The following is a 20,541-nucleotide window of genomic DNA, read 5'->3' on the forward strand; positions in this document are numbered from 1 at the left end:
GGTATGTTCCATTCGACGGGTGGTACTCGCAGGTTCCCGACGCGTCGTCAGCGCCGCGCTGGTTGGCTCGCCTGCCTGGTGGTAGGCGGGCTGCTGGCCTTGGCGGCGCTGGTGCAGGCTTCCTCCGCCTCGCGGGCGCTGGTACTCACCCTCGATGACAGCATCAATCCGGCAACCCGGGACTACGTCGAGCGCGGTATTCGCCAGGCCGAGTCGATGGGGGCCGCGCTCCTGGTCGTGGAACTGGATACGCCCGGCGGCCAGGTCGAGTCGATGCGCCGGCTGGCCCAGTCCATACTCGTCTCCGAGGTGCCGGTCGCGATCTACGTCACGCCGAGCGGTGCTCGCGCGGCCAGTGCGGGTACCTATCTGCTCTACGCGAGCCCGATAGCGGCGATGGCACCGGGTACCCATCTCGGCTCCGCCACGCCGGTGACGCTGGGAGACACGGCGGGCGAGAACGCCAACGACGAGGCGATGCACCGCAAGATGGTCGAGGATGCCGTGGCCACGATCCGCGGCTACGCACAACGCCACGGTCGCAACGCCGACTGGGCCGAACAGGCGGTGCGCGAGGCGGCCAACCTCGGGGCGCGGGAGGCGCTGGATCGCAACGTCATCGATCTGGTGGCCACGGATCTCGACGACCTGCTGGCGCAGCTGGACGGCCGGCGGGTGACGCTGGAAGACGGCACGCGCACGCTCTCCACCGAGGGTATCGAGGTCGTTCGAGAACTGCCGGACTGGCGCACCTCGCTGCTGTCGTTCATCGCCAATCCCACCATTGCCTACGGGCTGCTGCTGATCGGCTTCTACGGGCTGGTGTTCGAACTCGCCAGTCCCGGCACGATCGTTCCGGGCGTGGTCGGCGCCATCAGCCTGCTGCTGGGGCTGTTCGCCTTCCAGGTGTTGTCGATCGATCTGGCGGGGCTGGGGCTGGTCCTGCTCGGCCTGGTGATGATCGTCGGCGAAGCCTTCCTGCCCAGCTTCGGGGCGCTCGGCGTGGGCGGTATCGCCGCCTTCGTGATCGGTTCCATCCTGTTGATGGAGGAGGCCAACAGCGCCGTGGCGTGGCCGTTGATCGGCGGCACGGCGCTGGTGGCGGCCGGTTTCCTGCTGTGGGGCGTGATACGCCTGATGGGGGTGCGCCGGCGGATCCCGTTGACCGGTCGCGAGGAGCTGATCGGGGCCGAGGCGGTGGCGCTGGGGGACTTTGCCGCCGGGCGCGGCAAGGTGCTGCTGCATGGCGAGCGCTGGCGGGCCCGCGGGGAGGCCCGAATTCACAAGGGTGACAAGCTGCGGGTGACGGCACTGGACGGATTGACCGTCAGCGTCGAACCGACCGGCGTCGCGCGTCCGCCGACATCGAACTGAAACCGAGGCCCCACGCCCGTCGCCAGGACGAGGCGCAAGGCTGTCCTGCAGGAAGGAGACGAGATGATGTTCGCCTATCTGGTACCCGTGGTACTGCTGATTCTGCTGCTGCTGGCGTCGGTCCGGATCCTGCCGGAATATCGCCGTGGCGTGGTGTTCTTCCTGGGGCGCTTCCAGGACGTCAAGGGGCCGGGGCTGTTCTTCCTGATTCCGGTGGTCCAGAAGATGCAGGTGGTCGACCTGCGCGTGATCACCATGGACGTGCCGGAGCAGGACGTCATCTCGCAGGACAACGTCACCGTGCGCGTCAATGCGGTGCTCTATTTCCGCGTCGTCGATCCGCAGAAGGCGATCATCCAGGTCGAGAACTACGTCAACGCCACCAGCCAGCTGGCGCAGACCACGCTGCGCTCGGTGCTGGGCAAGCACGATCTCGACGAGATGCTCTCCGAACGCGACAAGCTCAACGACGATATCCAGGAGATCATCGATACCCAGACCGAAGCCTGGGGGATCAAGGTCGCCAACGTCGAGATCAAGCATGTCGACCTCGACGAAAGCATGATTCGGGCGATCGCCCGTCAGGCCGAGGCCGAGCGCGAGCGCCGCGCCAAGGTGATCCACGCCGAGGGCGAGCAGCAGGCGGCCGAGAAGCTGGTCGAGGCGGCCGACATCATGTCGCGCAATCCGGCGGCGCTGCAGCTACGTTACCTCCAGACCATGAGCGACATGAGCAACAAGAACGCCTCCACCATCGTCTTTCCGCTGCCGATGGACATCATGGAAGCGTTCAAGACGATGAGGGGATTCTCCGGCGCGGCCGCCCCGAAGGAGGACGATTGATCGACGCTGGCGGACGCTGTCCGTCGCGGCGCCAGCGTGTATCCTGACGTCATCCTCAGCCGATTGAACCGGAGTCACGCTTGGCTACGTCACGACCTCTTCCGTCACGCCCGCCGTCCGCCCTGGCCATCTTCGATCTCGACGACACCCTGCTCGACGGCGATTGCACCCACCTCTGGCTGGAGTGGATCATCGCGTGTGGCTGGGTCGCCGATGGCGACAGCCTGCTGGCCCAGATGCGTGCCCACGACGAGCAGTACCATGCCGGCACGCTGGACATGACCGATCATCTGCGTTTCACGCTGGCGCCGCTCGTTGGCCGCTCGCGCCAGAGCGTTCGCGAGCAGGTCGAGGCGTTCGTCGAGTCTTCGGTCCGCCCGCGGCTGATGCGGCCCGGGGTAGAACGGCTGCAGCAGCATAGCCGGGATGGCCATGCCACTCTGGTGATTTCCGCCTCGATGCATCACCTGGTCGGACCCATCGCCGACGCCGTCGGGGCCGACGGGGCGCTGGCCACGCTGCCCGAGCTGGATGCCAGCGACTGTTTCACCGGCGAGCCCACCGGCATCCAGACCTACCAGCGCGGCAAGCTCGACGCCTTCGCCCAGTGGCTCGACGCCCACGACACCGGCTTTGCCGAAGGCTGGGAGACCTGGGGCTACAGCGACTCCTACAACGACCTGCCGCTGCTGGAATTCGTCGATCACCCCCACGCCACCCAGCCGGATGCCCGCCTGCGGGAGACCGCCGAGGCGCGCGGCTGGCCGATCCTACAGTGGCGTTGATGCCCACGCGCGACCCCGGGACCGCGGATGGAAACGCGGGGTGACGGGGCCCCAGCGCTCGCTTTCTGCCATTCGTCTCGTATGGCGCTCCGCGCTCCTCTGCGCACTGGCGGGGTGGGCTGTCTTAACCCTGCCGTCGGCCGTGGCCGCACCGCTTTGGCTGGGAAGCGATATCCCCTATCGCGTCTGGAGCGACCCCACGGGGCGGCTCTCACTGCGTGAAGCCGTGTCCGAGATCGCGCGTCACGGAAAACCCGCGAGGGAGGTCCTGTCGCGGGGCTATACCCACGAGGTCGCGTGGCTGCGCTTCACCCTCGCGGCGGACGCTTTCGATGGCGCACCGCTGTGGCTGGAGATCAAGCCCAACTTTCTCGATGACATTCGCGTCTACTATCGCCCCCTGACGGGAAGCGGACCTTGGCACCAGCGGCGCGTCGGAGATACGCTCGCGGCGCCCAGAGGAGATCTGGATTATCGCTTTCCCGTTCTGAAAATAGCGCCGCCGCCGAGCGCGCCGGGCTACGAGATCGTGATGCGAGTCGCGACGACCAGTTCCCTGCTGCTGCGGCTTGGATTCTGGCAACCTGAGGAATTCATGATCCATGCCACGCGCTCGTCGGCCTACTACGCCTTCTACTTCGGGCTGGCAGGGCTCTCGACGCTGCTGGCGTTGGTACTGGCGATCCTCTTGCGCAACCGCCTGCTATGGTCGGTGGCCTTCATGGCCATTCCCTATGCCATGATGGCCTCGATAGAGGGTTTCGTCGCCTGGTCGCTGCCCGGGCTGGGAATCCTGTTTCAGCATTACCTGATCAGTGTACTGGCCCTGCTCATGTCGGCATCCCTGTTGTGGATGCCGGTCGAAGCGATCGATCTGCGCGACCGCGTGCCGTGGCTCTATCGGACCTTTGTCGGGACCTGCTTCCTCTGCTTGCCGCTGATGCTGAGCATACCCTTGGGCTTCTATAGTCAGGCGATTCGCCTGCAGACGACGCTTCACTTTTTCATTGGCATTCTCTTTTTGATGTACTGCTTGCGTGTCTGGGGCAAGGAGGGGTTCAGAACGCTATCTTTCGCGTTGAGTATTGGACCCTTCATCGTTACGGCCTTGACACTCTACGGTCTGCTGGTACTGGCAGGTCGGGTGCCTTTCAAAATCGTCTTCTACCGTGCCTGGCAATATTCACTGGTGGTCAACATGCTGCTGGTCATGGGCGTGGCCGTTTACCAGGTGCGCATGCAATATCGCGAGGCCAGGGAGAAGAAGCGGCTGGCCAGAGACCTGATGATCGAACGCGAAGCGAGCTTCAACCAGCGTCAATTCATGGGTATGGTCGCCCATGAGTTTCGAACGCCTCTGGCGGTGACTTCCGGCTGTCTGGAGAACTTGCGCTACGCAACCGACATGGCGCAGATACGTCAGCGCCACAGCCGCATCGAGAGAGCCAATGATCGACTCATTCAGTTGACCGATAACTGCCTCGTCGATGCCAGGCTCGATGCCGAAAACCTGCACCTCGACTGCCGGCCCGCCGATCTGGCCGAGATCGTGAACTCGGCGGTGGCGCTCATCCATTTCTCCGATCACCACAGCTGCCGGCTTGAACTCGAACACCTGGCGTACGGCGCAGCGCAAGGCGGTATGCCGTCCGGCGAGCGACCCTGGATCGACGCCGCCCTGATGCGTATAGCGCTCTCCAATGTCATCGACAATGCGGTGAAATATAGTGCCGGTGGCATCATTCGGGTCGAGTGTCGGCGAGCCGGAGAGCGGTTCACGCTGGCGGTGGAAGATCGCGGCGGAGGCATTCCCGTGAACCAGGTCGACATCATCTTCGAACGCTACCGCAGAGCCGAATCCTCGACCGGCACGCGCCCCGGGTTCGGCTTGGGACTGCATGTCAGCCGCCAGATCGCGCGTGCCCACGGCGGTGAGCTGGCTCTCGCCGCCAACACATCGACAGGCTGTCGCTTCGTGTTCACGATGCCCTGGAATGCAGGGAAAGGAGGTGGGGAGTGATCGAGTCGCTACCCAGAATCGCGGTCGTGGAGGATAACGAAGACCTCCGCGAAGAGCTGCTGTTCTATCTCAATCACAAGGGGTTCCCGGCCTGGGGGGCCGGCAGTGCGGAGTCCTTCTGGAAGCTGCTGCATCGACAGAATGTCGATATCGTGCTCGTCGATCTGGGCTTGCCGGGAGAGGACGGGTTCAGCATCGTCCAGTTTCTGCACGAGCTGGGGGGTTATGGCTCGATCGTGATCACCGCGCGGGGAGATCAGCAGGATCGCCTGCGCGGGCTCAATCTGGGAGCCGACCTGTTTCTGGTCAAACCCATCAATTTCGCGCAGCTGGCAGACGCCTTGGTGCAGCTGAATCGACGGCTCAAGCACGGCGCTACCACCGAGTCCCGCGCCGCCGAACCTGGCTGGCAGGGGTGGTCCCTGTCGCCATCCGGAGAACGTCTGCTTGGGCCCGGTGGCAAGGCGCTTCCGCTCTCTCGCCAGGAGAGCGCGCTACTGTCGATTCTATTATCGTCGACGAACCAGGTATTCACGCGTCAGGCGCTGCATGACCTCATGTTCGAGCATGCCGCAGAGCCGGATCTGCACCGCATCGACGTGATCCTGAGTCGCCTGCGGCAGAAAGCCCGCCGGGAGGATATCCCCATTCCCATACGCACGATCTTCGGTCGCGGCATCGTTTTCGCGGGGAGCGCGGTTTAGACCACGCGTCGAGGTATTTTAGCGACAGCCGGGCCGTTTCGATGCCACTTGCCGCCATTCCGAGAGCCACTCACAAGGTCGCTGGCGCTACCCGTTCACACGCGCCATGTGCTTCCCGGACCTCAGGCGCGCTTCACCCGAAAGTCATCTGAGTTCGCTGGACACCCAGTGTGATATTTCTGGTCTTTTCGATTTTTCGCATGAAAGTGCGCTGCATTCGAGAGTTCTGAGAGAATCGAGACTGACGGTCACCGTTCGTTACATGTGACGCTCCGCCGCGGGGAACTATAAACCGTGGTGGAGATTATTTGTCATGAATCGAGTCTATCGAGTCGTCTGGAATCACAACAAAAAAACCTGGCAGGCGGCCTCGGAGGCGAGTCGCGCACGTCGCAAATCCGGCACCGACAAGCCAGCATCGCGGGCTGGTGTCGCTCCCCGGATGGCCAGCGGTATCGGTTTAGTGATGAGCTGCCTGATATCGAGCCCTGCCGCGTGGGCGGAGCAGTGCAGCTCTATCCCTTACAACACCGAGACCCACTGCACCATCAATGAGAACCAGAATGGTCAGGAGGTCGTCGCCTGGAACGCCGGTGGCACCGACTACACCGTCACCAATACGGTCGCCCAGACGCGCAGGCTGAGCGCGAATAAAGAGATATACGGCCTCTACTACTATGTCGGTGGCGGCACGCCATCCCGCGACAAGCATCCTGCGGGCTATCCGGCTGGCACCTTGACGATCAATAACGGGGTGGTCGACAAGGACGGCAACATTACTAACGATAGCGCCACCATCCATATCAGTGGCGACCTTTCTGGCAGTAACAACTTTCCGGAACATGTCTTCGCCATTCGTGCCCAGGGGACGGGTAGCAATGGGGTCGAGCCGGACGACCAGGGTGCCGATGGCGGCCGTGGCGGCGATGGCGGTTTCATCACGATCAACAACTACTCTGCTATCGAGATCGAGGGTAACGCCGACTTCGGTGGTATCGGTATGGTCGCGGGGCTGTTCGCGCAGAGCAAGGCGGGTAACGGTGGTCCCTTCAACAGTGCAGTGCTCGGTGATCAGTTGAGTGGCAACGGGGGAGATAGCAAGACCGTGACCGTTCTCAACCGGGCGCCGATCACCATCGGGTCGTCATCCGATGTCTTCGAGGGCAGCGATCTTGCGCGATTGATCAGTGCCGAGTCGATCGGGGGCCGCGGCGGCGATGGCGCGGATGGCACGGGCCAGGCGGGCGCCGGCGGTACCGGTGGCATGATCAGCGTGGTGAATCAGGCAGACCTTACGCTCTATTACCGTGAGAACGGCAATGGCGCCTACGGTGTGCAGGGGATATTCGCCCGCAGCAGCGGCGGCAATGGCAGCGGCTCGGAAGACAATAGCGATAACGGCGGCAAGGGCGAGGATGGCCGCGAGATCACGATCGACAACCGCGGTGACATCACGCTGGTCAAGACCGGCAATACGGCAATGGGTAGCTACGAGTCCGCCGGTATTTTGGCACTGTCCCATGGTGGCAACGGGGGAAACTCCCACGATGAGACCACAGGCGGCATCGGGGGGGCGGGTAGTGCCCAGCGCAATCAGGGAGAAGCGGATACCTCCGGCGTGACTGTGATCACCCACACGGCCGGCAGGATCGCGGTCTCGGGCGAGAACGTGAGTGGTATCGTCGCGCGTTCCTATGGCGGTAACGGCGGCAACGGCAACGGCCACAGCCAGTCGAAGGGGGGCACCGGCGGCTACGGCGGGAGAATTCAGCTGAATCTTCTGGACGATGGCACCGTCAAGACGGATGGCGATCGCGGCTACGGCCTGCTGGCGCAGTCGATCGGTGGCATCGGCGGCAGCAACGCGGGAACGGCCGGAAAAGGAGGCAACGGCGGCAGTGTCGGTGTCTACGCCACGTCGGGCACGCAGATCGAGACCCAGGGCGACTACGCCGCGGGTATCACGCTGCACTCGGTCGGCGGGGGCGGTGGGACGGGCGACGATTTCGTTGGCGTGCTCTTTGGTTCGGGAGGCAACGGCGGTAACGGCGGCAATGCCGAAAAAGCGACCACGACCAGCGGTGCCGATATCACCACGAGTGGCGATCACGCCTACGGATTTCTGGCTCAGGCCATCGGCGGATCCGGCGGCACGGGAGGCATCAGTACCGGGGTGATATCGCTTGGCGGAAACGCCGGCGGCGGCGGATCCGCTGCCGATGTCGAACAGAATAATAGTGGCAACATCACCACCAGCGGCGACTACTCGATCGGCGTCCTCGCGCAATCGATTGCCGGTGGTGGTGGTGCGGCGGGCGCCTCGGGGGGCGTCCTATCCGTTGGCGGTGCCGCCGGGGCCGGCGCGAACAACTGGCAAACCGCCTACGTCACCAATAGTGGAGACATCACGACATCGGGGAACGCCGCTTCGGGCATCGTCGCTCAGGCGATCGGCGGCGGTGGCGGGGTCGGAGGGGGAGCCGTCGGAATGGCGGCGGTCGGTGGTAGTGGCAGCAGCGGCGGCCAGGGGGGCAAGGCCGAGATCTTCGCCGTGGGGGGGACTGTCTCCACCGCTGGTGATCACGCCTATGGTCTGGTAGCCCAGTCGATCGGTGGTGGTGGAGGAAATGGTGGCGATGCCTTCGATGCCTCGGTGCTCGCCGGCATCGGCGTTGGCGGTTCGGGCGAGGCAGGTGGCAACGGTCTCACCGCCTGCGCGACCAACACCTACGCGGGTTGCAACGGCGTGCCAGTCACCACCGGACCTAACGGCCCGGCAGCGGATACCGGGTCGGCGGCGCCGCAGAGCGACGAGGGTAGTGCGATCGTCACCGGTGGCGATTTTTCTCATGGCGTGATCGTTCAGTCGATAGGGGGTGGCGGAGGCAACGGCGGCAGCGTCGATGCCGTCTCGGCGCTCTCCATTGCGACCTTGCAGATTGGCGGCGGCGGTTCCGGCGGCGGGGCTGGCGGTGATGCGAGTGGCTATTTCGATGCGCTGCAGCTATCGACGTCGGGCCAGAATGCCAAAGGCCTGATCGTTCAGTCCCTAGGCGGGGGCGGCGGCAATGGCGGCAACACGATGTCGCTCAATATCGGCACCCCCCTGGCCATTCAGATCGGTGGCAGTGCCGGTTCCGGCACTGTCGGTGGAAAGAGCTCACTTGACTTGATCGATAGTCTCGTGACGACCGCTGGCGCCAACGCTGGCGCGGTCCTGGTGCAGTCGATTGGCGGCGGTGGCGGCACCGGCGGCAGTGCGACGGGTTACGACGCCTCGGTCGGTCTGACCTTGAACAACTCGCTGGGTGGCAGCGGCGGTACCGGTGGTTCGGGCAATCAGGCCAGCGTGGCACTGGATGACACCCGAGTCCAGACGGGCTTCGACGCCAATGGCAACCCGCTCGGCGCCGACGCGGGTTCGTCTCACGGCATCACGGTGCAATCGATTGGCGGCGGCGGCGGCTCCGGTGGCAGCTCGGTGGCCGATGCGTTGAGCGTGGCCGCGCCAACGGGTGAGGGAGAGTCGTTTGCCGTCGCTGTCAGTACCGCGCTTGGCGGGCTCAGCGGTGCCGGCGGTGACGGCGGTTCCGCGACCGCGTCGCTCGCTGGTGCGTCAACGGTCATGACCGGCGGCGACGGCGCGCACGGCATTCTGGCGCAGTCGGTCGGCGGCGGCGGCGGCGACGGCGGTTCGGCCTCGAGTCTCGCCGGCTCTGTCGGTCTGGCCGATACGGCGTCGGTCGATGTCTCGACCGCGCTCGGCGCTTCCGGCGGCGCCGGTGGCTCGGCCGGATCGGTCCATGTGACGCTTGCCGACAGCGCGCGTATCGAGACCTACGGCGATAACGCCAACGCTATCGTGGCCCAGTCGATCGGCGGCGGCGGCGGCGATGGTGGCATCGGCAATTCGGGTGACAAGAAAATCGGCGGCGGTGTCAGCGTCAAGGCCAGTATCGGACTTGGTGGTCGCGGTGGTAGCGGTGGTGTCGGTCACGACGTCGATGTCAGTCTGGCCTCCGGCACATCGGTAGCCACCCATGGCTCGGGGGCCCGCGGTATCGTGGCGCAGTCGGTCGGTGGTGGCGGCGGTACCGGACAAGGCGGAACGATCGGTCTCGATGTCGGATTTTCGGTCGGTGGCGGCGAGGGCAGCGGAGAAAAAACCCCGGAAGCCGAAGGGGGAGAGAGTTCCGCGACGCCCGAAGAGGGTAGCGATCCGACCGAGATCACCACCGGCGTGAAACTCGCCGTGGGGGCCACGGGTGGCTCCGGCAATCTGGGCGGCGACATCGTCTCCAAGGGTGGCATCAACGGCAACATCACGACGCGGGGCGGCGACGCCGACGGCGTACTGCTGCAGTCGATCGGTGGAGGCGGTGGCCTGGCTGGTTCTGCCGGCAGCGATATCGGCGACGCTGATGATTCGAGCGACGACGATTCGAACGATGAGGAACCGATGACCTTCGGCCTGGCTGCGGCGGTTGGCGGCAATGGTGGCAGCGGGGGTCACGGCGGTGACATCGGCGGCGACTCGGCGCTCGTTTTCAATACTACGATCGCCACCCAGGGTGACTGGGCTGATGGCATCGTCTTGCAGTCGATCGGCGGCGGCGGCGGCACGGGAGGAACCGCGCTGGCGGCGGGCTCGGCGGCGAAGGCCGAACTCTCGATGGCGGTTGGTGGTCAGGGCGGCGCGGGCGGCGACGGCGGGACGATCAACACCTTCTTCAACGATACCGGCTCGCGGATGAAAATAACCACCGCTGGCTATGCCGCACACGGCATGCTGCTGCAGTCGATTGGTGGCGGTGGCGGTCAGTCCGGCGATGGCTCGGACAGTGCCAACGGCAAGATCTCCGTCGGTGGCGGCTTCGGCGCTTCCGGCGGTGCGGCGGGTGACGGTGGCAACATTACCATCGGCAGCGGCAGCTTCAGTCGCGTGGCGACCCTTGGCGACGACGCCTACGGTATCTTCGCCCAGTCCATCGGCGGCGGCGGCGGTGTGGGCGGTGCCGGCAGCACGACACAATCCGAAAAACGCCTCGATCTGGACCTCGAGGTGGCGGTCGGCGGACGCGGCGGTGCGTCGGGAAAAGGCGGTAAAGTCGACCTGACGACGGGAACACAACTGCAGACCTTCGGCGATCGTGCGTTCGGCATCGTCGCGCAATCCATCGGCGGTGGTGGCGGTGTGGGTGGTGCAGCCGACACCGATAGCCTGCTGAGCGTTGAACTGGGTTCCGACGCCGCGGGCGCCAGTGGTAACGGCGGACAGGTATCTCTTCATGTGACCAGTGGCAGCATCGCCACGTCCGGTGAGGGTGCCCACGCGATCATCGCGCAGTCGGTGGGCGGCGGCGGTGGTATCGCCGGTAACATCAGCGGCAATACCATCTCGACCAGCCGACCAGGATTTGGTGGCAAAGATGGACCCACAGGCGACGGTGGCAATGTCCAGGTCAACGTCAACGGCGACATCGCAACGTCAGGCGATGGGGCCTACGGCATCATCGCCCAGTCGATCGGCGGCGGCGGCGGCCTGTATGGTGGCAGCGACGGTGTGTTGCACGCGGGTTCCACGGGAAACAACGCTGGGGCTGGCGGGGCGGTTACGGTGACGCAAAGTGGTTCTCTGGTGACTTCCGGCACCAATAGTTACAGCATCTTCGCGCAATCCATGGGCCCGAAATACAACGGCCGGATCAGCGTGAGCGTCGATGGACAGGTCGTGGGTGGCAGCAAGAACGGTGCCGCCGTCGCATTCAGCGAAGGGCAGAACAACGTTCTGAACGTGGGCACGGGAGGCGTCGTCAGTGCCGGCGGTGGGACCGATGGCACGGTACGCGGCTCTGCGGTTCTGTTCGTTACCGAGGCCTCCTATCTGCCGACCCTGGCGATTCACAATCAGGGCGCCATTTATGGTGCCGTTCTCGCCTACGGTGGCACTCAGAGTACGGACGGCGGCGGCACGGTGTCCTCGAGCATGGCGCCGGCGAACACGCTGTCGACGGATGTAGCCAGCGCTGCCCAGGTGACATCCTTGGCGCTGCTGGCCGCGCCGCCCGGACCCAGCATTCAGGTCGACAACGCCAGCGGAGCGACCTGGCTGTTGGAGAACGTGTCGCAGGCGGACCTGGTCAACGCCGGGACCGTGGGCGTGCTCTCCTCCGTGGCAGAGGGTGGGGGCATTGGCAACACGGCCACGCTCGAAGGCGATTTCGAGCAGACCGAGAGTGGGCGATTGAGCGTGGCTGCCGACTTCGAGCGGGGTATTGCCGACCGTCTCGAGATTCAGGGGAACGCCACGCTCGCAGGCGAGTTACAAGTGCTCGCCTCGACCCTGGCACCGACCCAAGCGCTCGAGGTGTTCAGCGTTTCGGGCAGCACGACCGGTACCCTCGAGGCCGCTGATACCCCGGCGGTCGATTTCACCAGCGAGATCGTCGGCGGCAGCGCACGCATCCAGGTGGCGCGCACGCGCTTCGGTACGGCTTTCGCCGATCTCGACGCCAACCAGCGCGCGGTAGGCGAGCGGCTGGACGCGCTGTTTGTCGATGGCGCGACCAACGGCTTCGCGCCGCTGCTGGGTCAGGTCAATGCCCTCTCCATGAATGCTGATGGCGGTGCGAGCTACGCTCGGGGGCTGGCATCGATGTCAATGGGTAGCGCACAGGCGATTGCCGCGGCGCAGACGCTGCAGACGAGTGGCTGGCTGGATGATGCCATGAGCTGCGGCGCGCGCGCCGGCGCCGTGGTGTCGCGGGATGGTGGCCACTGTTTCTGGGCCGGTGTAGCCGACGCCAATATTAGCCAGGACGGCACCGGCGGGTATCGCGGTGACATTCACGGTGTCGGCTTCGGCGGCCAGATTCGCGTCGCGCCGGATTTGACACTCGGGTTCACCGCTGGCGGCGGCGATGCCGACGTGGATGGGCGCGACGGACTCTCCAGCGCCGATGGCACCTCTGGCTATGCCGGCGTGTCATTGACCCGTGACATTGGCAATCTGGCGCTTTCCGCTGGCTTGACCGGTAGCTACGGCGAATATGATACGGAGCGCCACATCCGGATCCCCGCGTTCGACGCCACGGCCGAGGGCACCACCGATATCACGACCGTCGGGGCACGCCTGCGCGCTGCCTATACGGCGTCGCTGGGCGCGGCCTACCTGAAACCGAAACTCGATCTCGACCTGGTGCACGTGCGCGCCTCGGGTTATGACGAGAATGGTGCCGGTATCCTGGATCTCGAGGTCGAGGAGAGTAGCCAGACGGCGTTGATCACGACGCCGGCGCTGGAGTTCGGGGCCGGCCTGTCAGTCGGAAATGCCTGGACGCTCTCCGGCTTTGGTGAGGCCGGGGTGAGTTTCTCCAGCGCGGATGAGTGGGAGAGCCGTGCCGACTTCAAGGGTGCGGAGAGCGCTTCACGCTTCAGCTCGACCGTCTCCATGCCAGATACGCTGGCCAAGTACGGCGCCGGTGTATCGCTGGCAAGCGATAGCGGCTTCGAGGCGCGTCTGGAGTATCGCGGTGCCAACGGAGACGGTTACCGAAGCGATGGAGGCTTCTTGAAACTGTCGAAAACGTTCTGATCGGCAAATCGCAGAATGCCACACAACGGGCGCCGAAATGGCGCCCAACTTTTGGCGTGACCCGTCGATTCGGCCGGGCATGCCAACATCATTGAAACAACTCATCACGCCCATGCATTGTATCGTTGGTAACTCGGGTATATCTTATCAACCAAGGTTTAAATTGATAACCGGGGCGTAATCGCGCCGGTTCGTTGACGAATTCCAGGGTTCCATCGTGTCCGACAGCGTTATCGAGTCCCGCAACGGGAGCGAGGCAGTGCAAGCCGGCGGCCGCCGTCGATCGGCGCTGTCGCGCTTCCTGCCGTTCTTCGGCCCCGCCATGATCGCGGCGGTGGCCTACATTGACCCAGGCAACTTCGCCACCAACATCGAAGCGGGTTCACGTTACGGCTACGTTCTGCTGTGGGTCGTGCTGTGGGCCAATCTGATGGCGATGCTGATCCAGACGCTGTCGGTTCGCCTCGGCCTGGCGACGGGCAAGAATCTGGCGGAGATGATCCGAGAGCGCTATCCGCGGCCGCTGGTGTGGTTCTACTGGGTCCAGGCCGAGCTGGTGGCGATCGCCACCGACCTGGCGGAATTCCTCGGTGCCGCACTGGCCTTCAACCTGCTGTTCGGCATGTCGATGCTCGAGGGGGCACTGCTCACCGGGGCGATCACCTATGCGGCGCTCTACATGCAGCGATTCGGTTTCCGCCTGCTCGAGATCATCATCGGCAGCATGCTGATGGCGGTGGCGGCAGGGTTCGTGATCCAGATCGTCATGGGGCGGCCCGACGCCGCGCCGGCGCTGCAGGGCTTGCTGTTGCCGCAGTTCCCGGATGGCTACGCGGTGTTCCTGGCCGCAGGCATCCTCGGCGCGACCGTGATGCCGCATGTCATCTATCTGCACTCGTCGCTCTCCCAGCGCCGGGTGGCGACCCACAGCGACGAACAGCGCCGCCGCGCGATGCGCTACTACCGCTGGGACGTGATCATCGGTATGGGGGTCGCCGGGATCATCAACCTGTCGATGCTGGCACTGGCGGCGGCGGTCTTCTTCGATAACGGCCGGACCGGCATCGCGTCGATCGAGCAGAGCTATCAATTGCTGGCGCCACTGATGAACCGGGACCTTGCCAGCACCCTGTTCGGTTTCACCTTGCTGATGGCGGGGCTCTCCTCGTCGATCGTCGGCACGATGGCGGGGCAGGTGGTGATGCAGGGGTTCGTCGGCTTCACCATTCCGATGTGGCTGCGACGTCTGTTGACCATGCTGCCGGCGATCGCGGTGATCATGCTGGGATTCCCGGAGCAGCAGGTGCTCGTCGCCAGCCAGGTCGTGTTGAGCTTCGGGATACCCTTCGCGCTGGTTCCCCTGATCCACTTCACCGCACAGCACCGGGTGATGGGGAATCTGACCAGCCGTGGCTGGGTGACCGCACTGGGATGCGTCATCGCCGCGATCATCATCTTGCTGAATGGTTATGTGTTGGCCTTCGAGTTGCTGTAGGCTCTCAGGGGACGCGCGCGCAAGCGCCCGACAGACTCTCGCCGCCCATCACTTCAGCCCGTCGATGAGAACATCATGCCAGTAACGCCACGTCCACGTTATGCCCGTTTCGAGCGCACTCGCCTCGACCATCAGCAGGAGCTGGTGGAAGACTACGTGGAGGAGATCGCTCAGCTTCATCGCGATCACGGCGAGGCCCGGGCCAGTGACCTGGCCGAGCGTTTCGGTGTCAGTGCCGCTGCCGTTTCCAAGGTGATCGCCAGGCTCAAGCGTGACGGCCTCGCCGAGGCGCGCCCCTATCGCGGCGTCTTCCTCACCGCGAAGGGGAGCGAACTGGCCGAGAAGGTCGAGGCCCGCCACCAACTGGTGCTGTCGACCCTGCTGGCACTCGGGGTGCCACCCCACGTGGCCGAAGCCGATTCCGAGGGGATCGAGCACCACTGCAGCGATGCCACTGTCGAGGCGATGCAGCGGTTTCTGGAAGCGCACAACCGCTGAGGCCTCGAAGCGACAGTGGCGATTCTACTCCGTGGATCGCGGCTGGGAACTTTTCGACGCTAGTGGTAGACTCCCGCGCCTCGAGACGATCGATCATTCAACGACGCGCCTGCCGCGCTCGACAGGGTCCGACTCCATGCAAGCCCTTTTTGCCAACACCATCGCCGGTATGACGCCACCCTAGCGTTACGCCCCCGTCCCGGCGTGCCCTCGGCACCCGTCTGGCTGTCCCGACCCTCATGGTCGGTCGATGGCATCGTTTCGTCGCTCCTATCCCACTCAAAGATTCGCCGCGAATGCGTGGCGGTCGGCCGACAGCGCCCTGTGTCCGATGTCCCCCGACGATGGATGTCGACCACTGAAGGTTCGTCTTTTCGAGACGTGCAGGCGAGGTCCCTGGCCGCCCAACGTGGCTCATGACAGAGAACTACCCATGCTTGAGCTGATCAGAAAACACTGGCTATCCAACGTCCGCGCCGACGTGCTCGCCGGCACCGTGGTTGCCATGGCGCTGATACCGGAGGCGATCGCGTTCTCGATCATCGCCGGCGTCGATCCCAAGATCGGCCTCTACGCCTCGTTCTCGATCGCCGTGGTGATCGCCTTCACCGGGGGCCGGCCGGGGATGATCTCCGCCGCCACCGGCGCCACCGCGCTGCTGATGGTGACCCTGGTTCGCGATCACGGCCTCGAATACCTGCTGGCGGCGACGCTGCTGACCGGGGTGATCCAGATCGTGTTCGGCTACCTGCGCCTGGGCGAGTTGATGCGCTTCGTGTCGCGTTCGGTGGTGACGGGGTTCGTCAACGCGCTGGCCATCCTGATCTTCATGGCCCAGCTGCCGGAGCTGACCAACGTCACCTGGCACGTCTATGCCATGACCGCCGCCGGGCTCGGTATCATCTACCTGTTTCCCTACCTGCCGGTCATCGGCAGAATGCTGCCGTCGCCGCTGGTCTGCATCGTGGTGCTGACGATCGTCTACATGGTCAGCGGCATGGACATCCGTACCGTGGGCGACATGGGCGAGCTGCCCGACTCCCTGCCGGTCTTCCTGTGGCCCGATGTGCCGCTCAATCTCGACACCCTGATGATCATCCTGCCGTATTCACTGGGCATCGCCGTGGTCGGCCTGCTGGAGTCGATGATGACCGCGACGATCGTCGACGAGCTGACCGATACCTCCAGTGACAAGAATCGGGAGTGCAAGGGCCAGGGCGTCGCCAACATCTTCTCCGGCCTGCTCGGCGGCATGGCCGGCTGCGCGATGATTGGCCAGTCGGTGATCAACGTGAAGTCCGGCGGGCGCACGCGGTTGTCGACGCTGATCGCCGGCGCTTTCCTGTTGATCCTGGTGGTCTTCCTCGGCGACTGGGTCTCGCAGATCCCCATGGCTGCGCTGGTGGCGGTAATGATCATGGTCTCGATCGGCACGTTCAGCTGGGAGTCGGTGGTCAATCTGCGCCGTCATCCGATGTCGACTAACATCGTCATGCTGGCCACCGTGGCCGTGGTGGTCACGACTCACAACCTGGCGATCGGCGTCCTGGTCGGCGTGCTGCTGGCGTCGCTGTTCTTCGCCAACAAGGTGGGGCAGATCCTCTACATCGGGAGTCGCATGGACGACGACGGCAAGACACGCAACTATGATGTGGTCGGCCAGGTGTTCTTCGCTTCCTCGACCCGCTTCAATGCCGGATTCGATTTCAAGGAGGCGGTCGAGCGCGTGACGATCGATGTCTCCCGTGCCCACTTCTGGGATATCACGGCGGTCGAGGCACTGGACAACGTGGTGATCAAGTTCCGTCGTGAGGGTGCCGAGGTCGAAGTGGTGGGCATGAACCAGGCCAGCGCCACCTTGGTCGATCGTTTCGGAGTACACGACAAGCCGGATGCGGTGGAAAAGCTGATGGGANNGCAGAGGAGAACGCCATGAGTGAACGTCAGGTTCTGGCCTGCATCGACGACTCCCGCCACGCTTTTGCGGTCTGCGCCGCGGCCGCCTGGGCCGCCGAGCGCATCGGCGCGCCGCTCGAGTTGATGCATGTGCTGAGCAGGGCGCCAAGTCCTGGCGTCACCGATGCCAGTGGGCAGATCGGGCTCGGCAGTCGTGAGCATCTGCGCGAGCAGCTCACCGAACTCGACGAGCGGCGCGCCAAGATTGCCCAGCAGCATGGCCGCGAGTTGCTCGAGTCGGCACGGGCCCAGGCCGAGCGCCTGGCGCCGGGGACCACGGTTTCGACCGCGCTGCGACACGGCGAACTGCTCGAGTCGCTGATGGAACGCGAGTCCCAGACACGCCTGGTGGTGCTGGGCAAGCGCGGCGAATCCGCCGACGAAGCGCTCGAGCACCTGGGCAGCAATCTGGAACGGGTCGTGCGCACGCTGCACACCCCGATTCTGGTGACCCCGCCCGAGTTCCAGCCGCCCACGAGGCTATTGCTGGCGTTCGACGGCGGCCGGACGACCCGCAAGGGGGTCGAGATGATCGCCGCCAGCCCGCTGCTCAATGGCCTGGTCTGCCACGTGGTCATGATCGGCGCCGGTACCGACGACCAGCGGGCCCAGCTCGAGTGGGCGCTGGAGCGGCTGCGGCAGGGGCAGGTCGACGCCCAGGGCGCTATCCTGGCGGGGGACGTGGACGAAGTGCTCGCCGACTATGCGGATCGCCGAGGGGTCGACCTGACGATCATGGGGGCCTACGGCCACTCGCGGATTCGTCATCTGCTGGTCGGCAGCACCACCACCGCCATGCTGCGACACGCGCGGACCGCAACGCTTATACTCCGCTGACCGACCACCACGACGCATCACCGCCGCCGTGGTGCATTCATTGCCACTGGCGCTACCCGCCGCCTCGACAGGAGTGATTCCATGACCATCCAGCGCCACGATCCGCAGACCCGCATGAGCCGGGCGGTGATCCACAACGGCGTCGCCTATCTCTGCGGCCAGGTGGCGGGCCCCGAAGCCCGTGAGGGAGATATCACCGCCCAGACGTTGAGCATGCTCTCCCGCGTCGAGGCGCTGCTGGAAGAGATTGGTTCGGATCGGGAGCATCTCCTCTCCGCCACCCTCTATCTGGCTGACGGCGACGATTTCGCGGCGATGAATGCGGTCTGGGATGCCTGGATTCCCGAGGGTCATGCGCCAGCGCGTACCTGTATCACGGCACCGATGCCGGCCCAGGCGTTGCGGGTGGAGATCACCCTGACAGCCGCGATCAAGTAGCGCGGCGGTCAGGCGTCGTCGCGGGAGGGCGGCGCCGGCTGGTGCTGCAGAAAGCGCGACAGCCGGTCCGCCTGGCTCTCGCCGACCTGGCACAGCTGCCAGGCGATCTCGGCGTACTGCATCAGCGTGGGCAGCATCAGCTGCAGCCGGTGAGTGTCGTTCTGGTGTCGTTCGGCCTCGGCATCGAGCCACTCGAAGAGCCTGGCCAGGCGGGTGTAATTGACGTCGCCGCGGCCACGGTTGCCGCGCAGCGCATCGATCGCCAGGCAGCGCATCACGCTGCGCTTGTTGGGATCGAGGCTCTCCTTGTCGAGCAGCGCCTCGGCGTGCTGCACGAACTGCCCCATCAACTGCGACAGCTCCGCCGCTTCCAGTTGGCGCCGAACCGCGTCCTGGCTTTCGATCAGCGCCTGCTGCTGGCGGGTCAGCCCTCTGACCAGGACCACCAACTGCACGCAGAGCCAGCCGGCCAGCACCAGGGTCAGCAGATAGATGCCCAGCGGCGCCAGCGCCTCGGCCGGCAGTGGCCAGCGAAGTTCGCTGGCCAGCACGCCGCCCGCGGCCAGCGCCAGTAGCACGATGATGATCAGGGCGATGGAAATGCCGGATTTCATGCCGATGTCCAATCAGGGAGAGTCATTGCCGCCATGGCGCTTTATCGGCACGGGATCGCTGTTTCTTGAGCACACGCTAAAGTAGCGCCCTGGCCGCGCTTAGATCATGCCGCCATTCACCGCGATCACCTGGCGGGTGATGTAGCCGGCGTCCCGCGAGCACAGGAAACTGACGGTGCCGGCGACCTCTTCGGCCGATCCGGTGCGCTGCATGGGGATCAGCTTGCGAACCTCCTCCTTCGGCAGCGCCTCGGTCATCTCGGTCTCGATCCAGCCCGGTGCAACGCAATTGACCGTGATCCGACGCTTGGCCAGCTCGACGGCGAGCGCCTTGCTGGCGCCGATGATTCCCGCCTTGGCGGCGCTGTAGTTGACCTGGCCGCGGTTGCCCGTCAATCCGGACATCGACGAGAGCGCGACGATACGACCGGGCCGGCGACGCTGGATCATCGGCATGACCAGCGGATGCAGGACATTGTAGAAACCGTCGAGGTTGGTCCGCAGCACGCTGTCCCACTCCTCGCCCGCGAGGGCCGGGAAAGGCCGGTCCGCGGTGATGCCAGCGTTGCAGATCACGCCGTAATAGCAGCCGTGTTCAGTGATGTCCGCCTCCAGCACTGCCTGGACCGTCTCCCGCGCCGTCACGTCGAAATGGATCACGCGGGCGCGGCGGCCCTCGGCTTCGATCCCGGCCCGGACCGCCTCGATATCGTCGCCCGGGCGGCGGCAGTGCAGTACCAGGTCGAAGCCGTCGCGGGCCAGGCGTGTGGCGATCGCCTTGCCGATGCCGCGATTGGCGCCGGTGACCAGAATCGTCTCGGGATGTTGATGTTCCATGAAGCCTCGGTAGCAGAACGGCGAATGGGTGGGTCGGGAGCTCAGGCGTCGCCCGGCGTCGGCATCGAATCGGGGCGATAGAGCGTCAGGCTGCCGTGAGCCAGCGGTGGTTCGCCAGTCTCGGCCCGGCGCAACTCGCCGCTGACCTGGGTAATGCCGTTGTCGGCGACGAAGTCGACGGTGATCGTTACCTGGATTCGCTGATCGAAGGCGAAGACGGGTACCCGGGCCTGGTAACGTCTGGCCCCGAGCAGCAGTCCGGGCGCCGGTGTGGCGGTCGAGCCGGAGGCCCGGAAGCCGGCCCAGGCGGCAACGGTCTGGGCCAGCCATTCGACCCCGACCCAGGCGGGGATGCCGTCGGTCTCGGCGAACAGGTCGTCGTGCCGCGTCCACGTCTCGGCGGTGGCGCCATCGTCGCTGGCGGCGATCAGCCGGGTCAGCAGGCACATGCGCCTGGCGTGCGGTATCAAGGGCTCGACGGCGCAGGGCAGGCTAGCCGCAATGGATGGATTCAAGATGGCAATCGCTCTCCGTCTTCGCGTCTCG

The 20,541-nt window shown here is 65.1% G+C and carries 14 protein-coding genes; 11 read left to right on the plus strand and 3 right to left on the minus strand.

The features are described from left to right. Positions 1-3 precede the first annotated feature (3 nt). The 11 genes from DOM45_RS17755 to DOM45_RS17805 all read left to right on the plus strand — a co-directional run bounded on the left by DOM45_RS17755 (position 4) and on the right by DOM45_RS17805 (position 18,544). Positions 4-1,374: an NfeD family protein gene (locus DOM45_RS17755; RefSeq protein ID WP_110602679.1), complete on the plus strand. Its 1,371-nt coding sequence runs from the start codon at positions 4-6 to the stop codon at positions 1,372-1,374. Between the two features lie 63 nt (positions 1,375-1,437). After that, positions 1,438-2,217, plus strand: a complete 780-nt coding sequence (locus tag DOM45_RS17760; RefSeq protein WP_110602681.1) for a slipin family protein — start codon at positions 1,438-1,440, stop codon at positions 2,215-2,217. A gap of 80 nt (positions 2,218-2,297) precedes the next feature. After that, positions 2,298-3,002, plus strand: a complete 705-nt coding sequence (locus DOM45_RS17765; protein WP_157958465.1) for an HAD family hydrolase — start codon at positions 2,298-2,300, stop codon at positions 3,000-3,002. Between the two features lie 142 nt (positions 3,003-3,144). After that, positions 3,145-5,022: a sensor histidine kinase gene (locus tag DOM45_RS17770; RefSeq protein WP_162302639.1), complete on the plus strand. Its 1,878-nt coding sequence runs from the start codon at positions 3,145-3,147 to the stop codon at positions 5,020-5,022. Beyond that, positions 5,019-5,726 carry a response regulator transcription factor gene (locus tag DOM45_RS17775; RefSeq protein ID WP_205909497.1) on the plus strand — a complete coding sequence of 236 codons (708 nt, stop codon included), beginning with the start codon at positions 5,019-5,021 and terminating at the stop codon, positions 5,724-5,726. The genes DOM45_RS17770 and DOM45_RS17775 overlap by 4 nt, the downstream gene beginning before the upstream one ends. 313 nt (positions 5,727-6,039) lie before the next feature. Then, entirely contained in the window at positions 6,040-13,320 is a 7,281-nt protein-coding gene (locus tag DOM45_RS17780; protein ID WP_110602686.1) for an ESPR-type extended signal peptide-containing protein, read from the plus strand. 217 nt (positions 13,321-13,537) lie between these two features. After that, positions 13,538-14,815 (plus strand): Nramp family divalent metal transporter, encoded by a 1,278-nt coding sequence (locus DOM45_RS17785; protein ID WP_240612452.1) that lies wholly within the window; start codon positions 13,538-13,540, stop codon positions 14,813-14,815. Between the two features lie 75 nt (positions 14,816-14,890). Then, on the plus strand, positions 14,891-15,313 hold the full coding sequence (gene mntR, locus DOM45_RS17790) for a manganese-binding transcriptional regulator MntR (RefSeq protein WP_110602687.1): 423 nt from the start codon (positions 14,891-14,893) through the stop codon (positions 15,311-15,313). A 433-nt stretch (positions 15,314-15,746) separates the two neighbouring features. Next, positions 15,747-17,249: a SulP family inorganic anion transporter gene (locus tag DOM45_RS17795; RefSeq protein WP_110602688.1), complete on the plus strand. Its 1,503-nt coding sequence runs from the start codon at positions 15,747-15,749 to the stop codon at positions 17,247-17,249. Beyond that, entirely contained in the window at positions 17,246-18,106 is an 861-nt protein-coding gene (locus DOM45_RS17800) for a universal stress protein (RefSeq protein WP_110602690.1), read from the plus strand. Before DOM45_RS17795 ends, DOM45_RS17800 begins: the two co-directional genes overlap by 4 nt. An 81-nt stretch (positions 18,107-18,187) precedes the next feature. Next, a complete protein-coding gene (locus tag DOM45_RS17805) occupies positions 18,188-18,544 on the plus strand; it encodes a RidA family protein (protein ID WP_110602691.1) in 357 nt (118 codons plus the stop codon). Between the two features lie 8 nt (positions 18,545-18,552). On the opposite strand, the gene DOM45_RS17810 is transcribed toward DOM45_RS17805, so the two are convergent. The 3 genes from DOM45_RS17810 to DOM45_RS17820 all read right to left on the minus strand — a co-directional run bounded on the left by DOM45_RS17810 (position 18,553) and on the right by DOM45_RS17820 (position 20,510). Beyond that, positions 18,553-19,158, minus strand: a complete 606-nt coding sequence (locus DOM45_RS17810) for a hypothetical protein (protein WP_157958161.1) — start codon at positions 19,156-19,158, stop codon at positions 18,553-18,555. Positions 19,159-19,257: 99 nt separating this feature from the next. Then, entirely contained in the window at positions 19,258-19,995 is a 738-nt protein-coding gene (fabG, locus tag DOM45_RS17815; RefSeq protein ID WP_110602694.1) for a 3-oxoacyl-ACP reductase FabG, read from the minus strand. 41 nt (positions 19,996-20,036) lie between these two features. After that, complete coding sequence (locus tag DOM45_RS17820) at positions 20,037-20,510, minus strand: hotdog family protein (protein ID WP_157958466.1); 474 nt, start codon at positions 20,508-20,510, stop codon at positions 20,037-20,039. Between the last annotated feature and the right edge of the window lie 31 nt (positions 20,511-20,541).

Origin of the sequence: Salinicola lusitanus, from assembly GCF_003206045.1 — a bacterium.
In the GTDB taxonomy this organism is placed as follows: Bacteria; Pseudomonadota; Gammaproteobacteria; order Pseudomonadales; family Halomonadaceae; genus Salinicola; species Salinicola lusitanus.

Bases quoted from the DNA above. Each gene is read 5' to 3' on its own strand.
- DOM45_RS17755 (WP_110602679.1), top strand. From the start codon at position 4: ATGTTCCATTCGACGGGTGGTACTCGCAGGTTCCCGACGCGTCGTCAG.
- DOM45_RS17760 (WP_110602681.1), top strand. From the start codon at position 1,438: ATGATGTTCGCCTATCTGGTACCCGTGGTACTGCTGATTCTGCTGCTG.
- DOM45_RS17780 (WP_110602686.1), top strand. From the start codon at position 6,040: ATGAATCGAGTCTATCGAGTCGTCTGGAATCACAACAAAAAAACCTGG.
- mntR (WP_110602687.1), top strand. From the start codon at position 14,891: ATGCCAGTAACGCCACGTCCACGTTATGCCCGTTTCGAGCGCACTCGC.
- DOM45_RS17800 (WP_110602690.1), top strand. From the start codon at position 17,246: ATGAGTGAACGTCAGGTTCTGGCCTGCATCGACGACTCCCGCCACGCT.
- DOM45_RS17805 (WP_110602691.1), top strand. From the start codon at position 18,188: ATGACCATCCAGCGCCACGATCCGCAGACCCGCATGAGCCGGGCGGTG.
- DOM45_RS17810 (WP_157958161.1), bottom strand. From the start codon at position 19,158: ATGAAATCCGGCATTTCCATCGCCCTGATCATCATCGTGCTACTGGCG.
- fabG (WP_110602694.1), bottom strand. From the start codon at position 19,995: ATGGAACATCAACATCCCGAGACGATTCTGGTCACCGGCGCCAATCGC.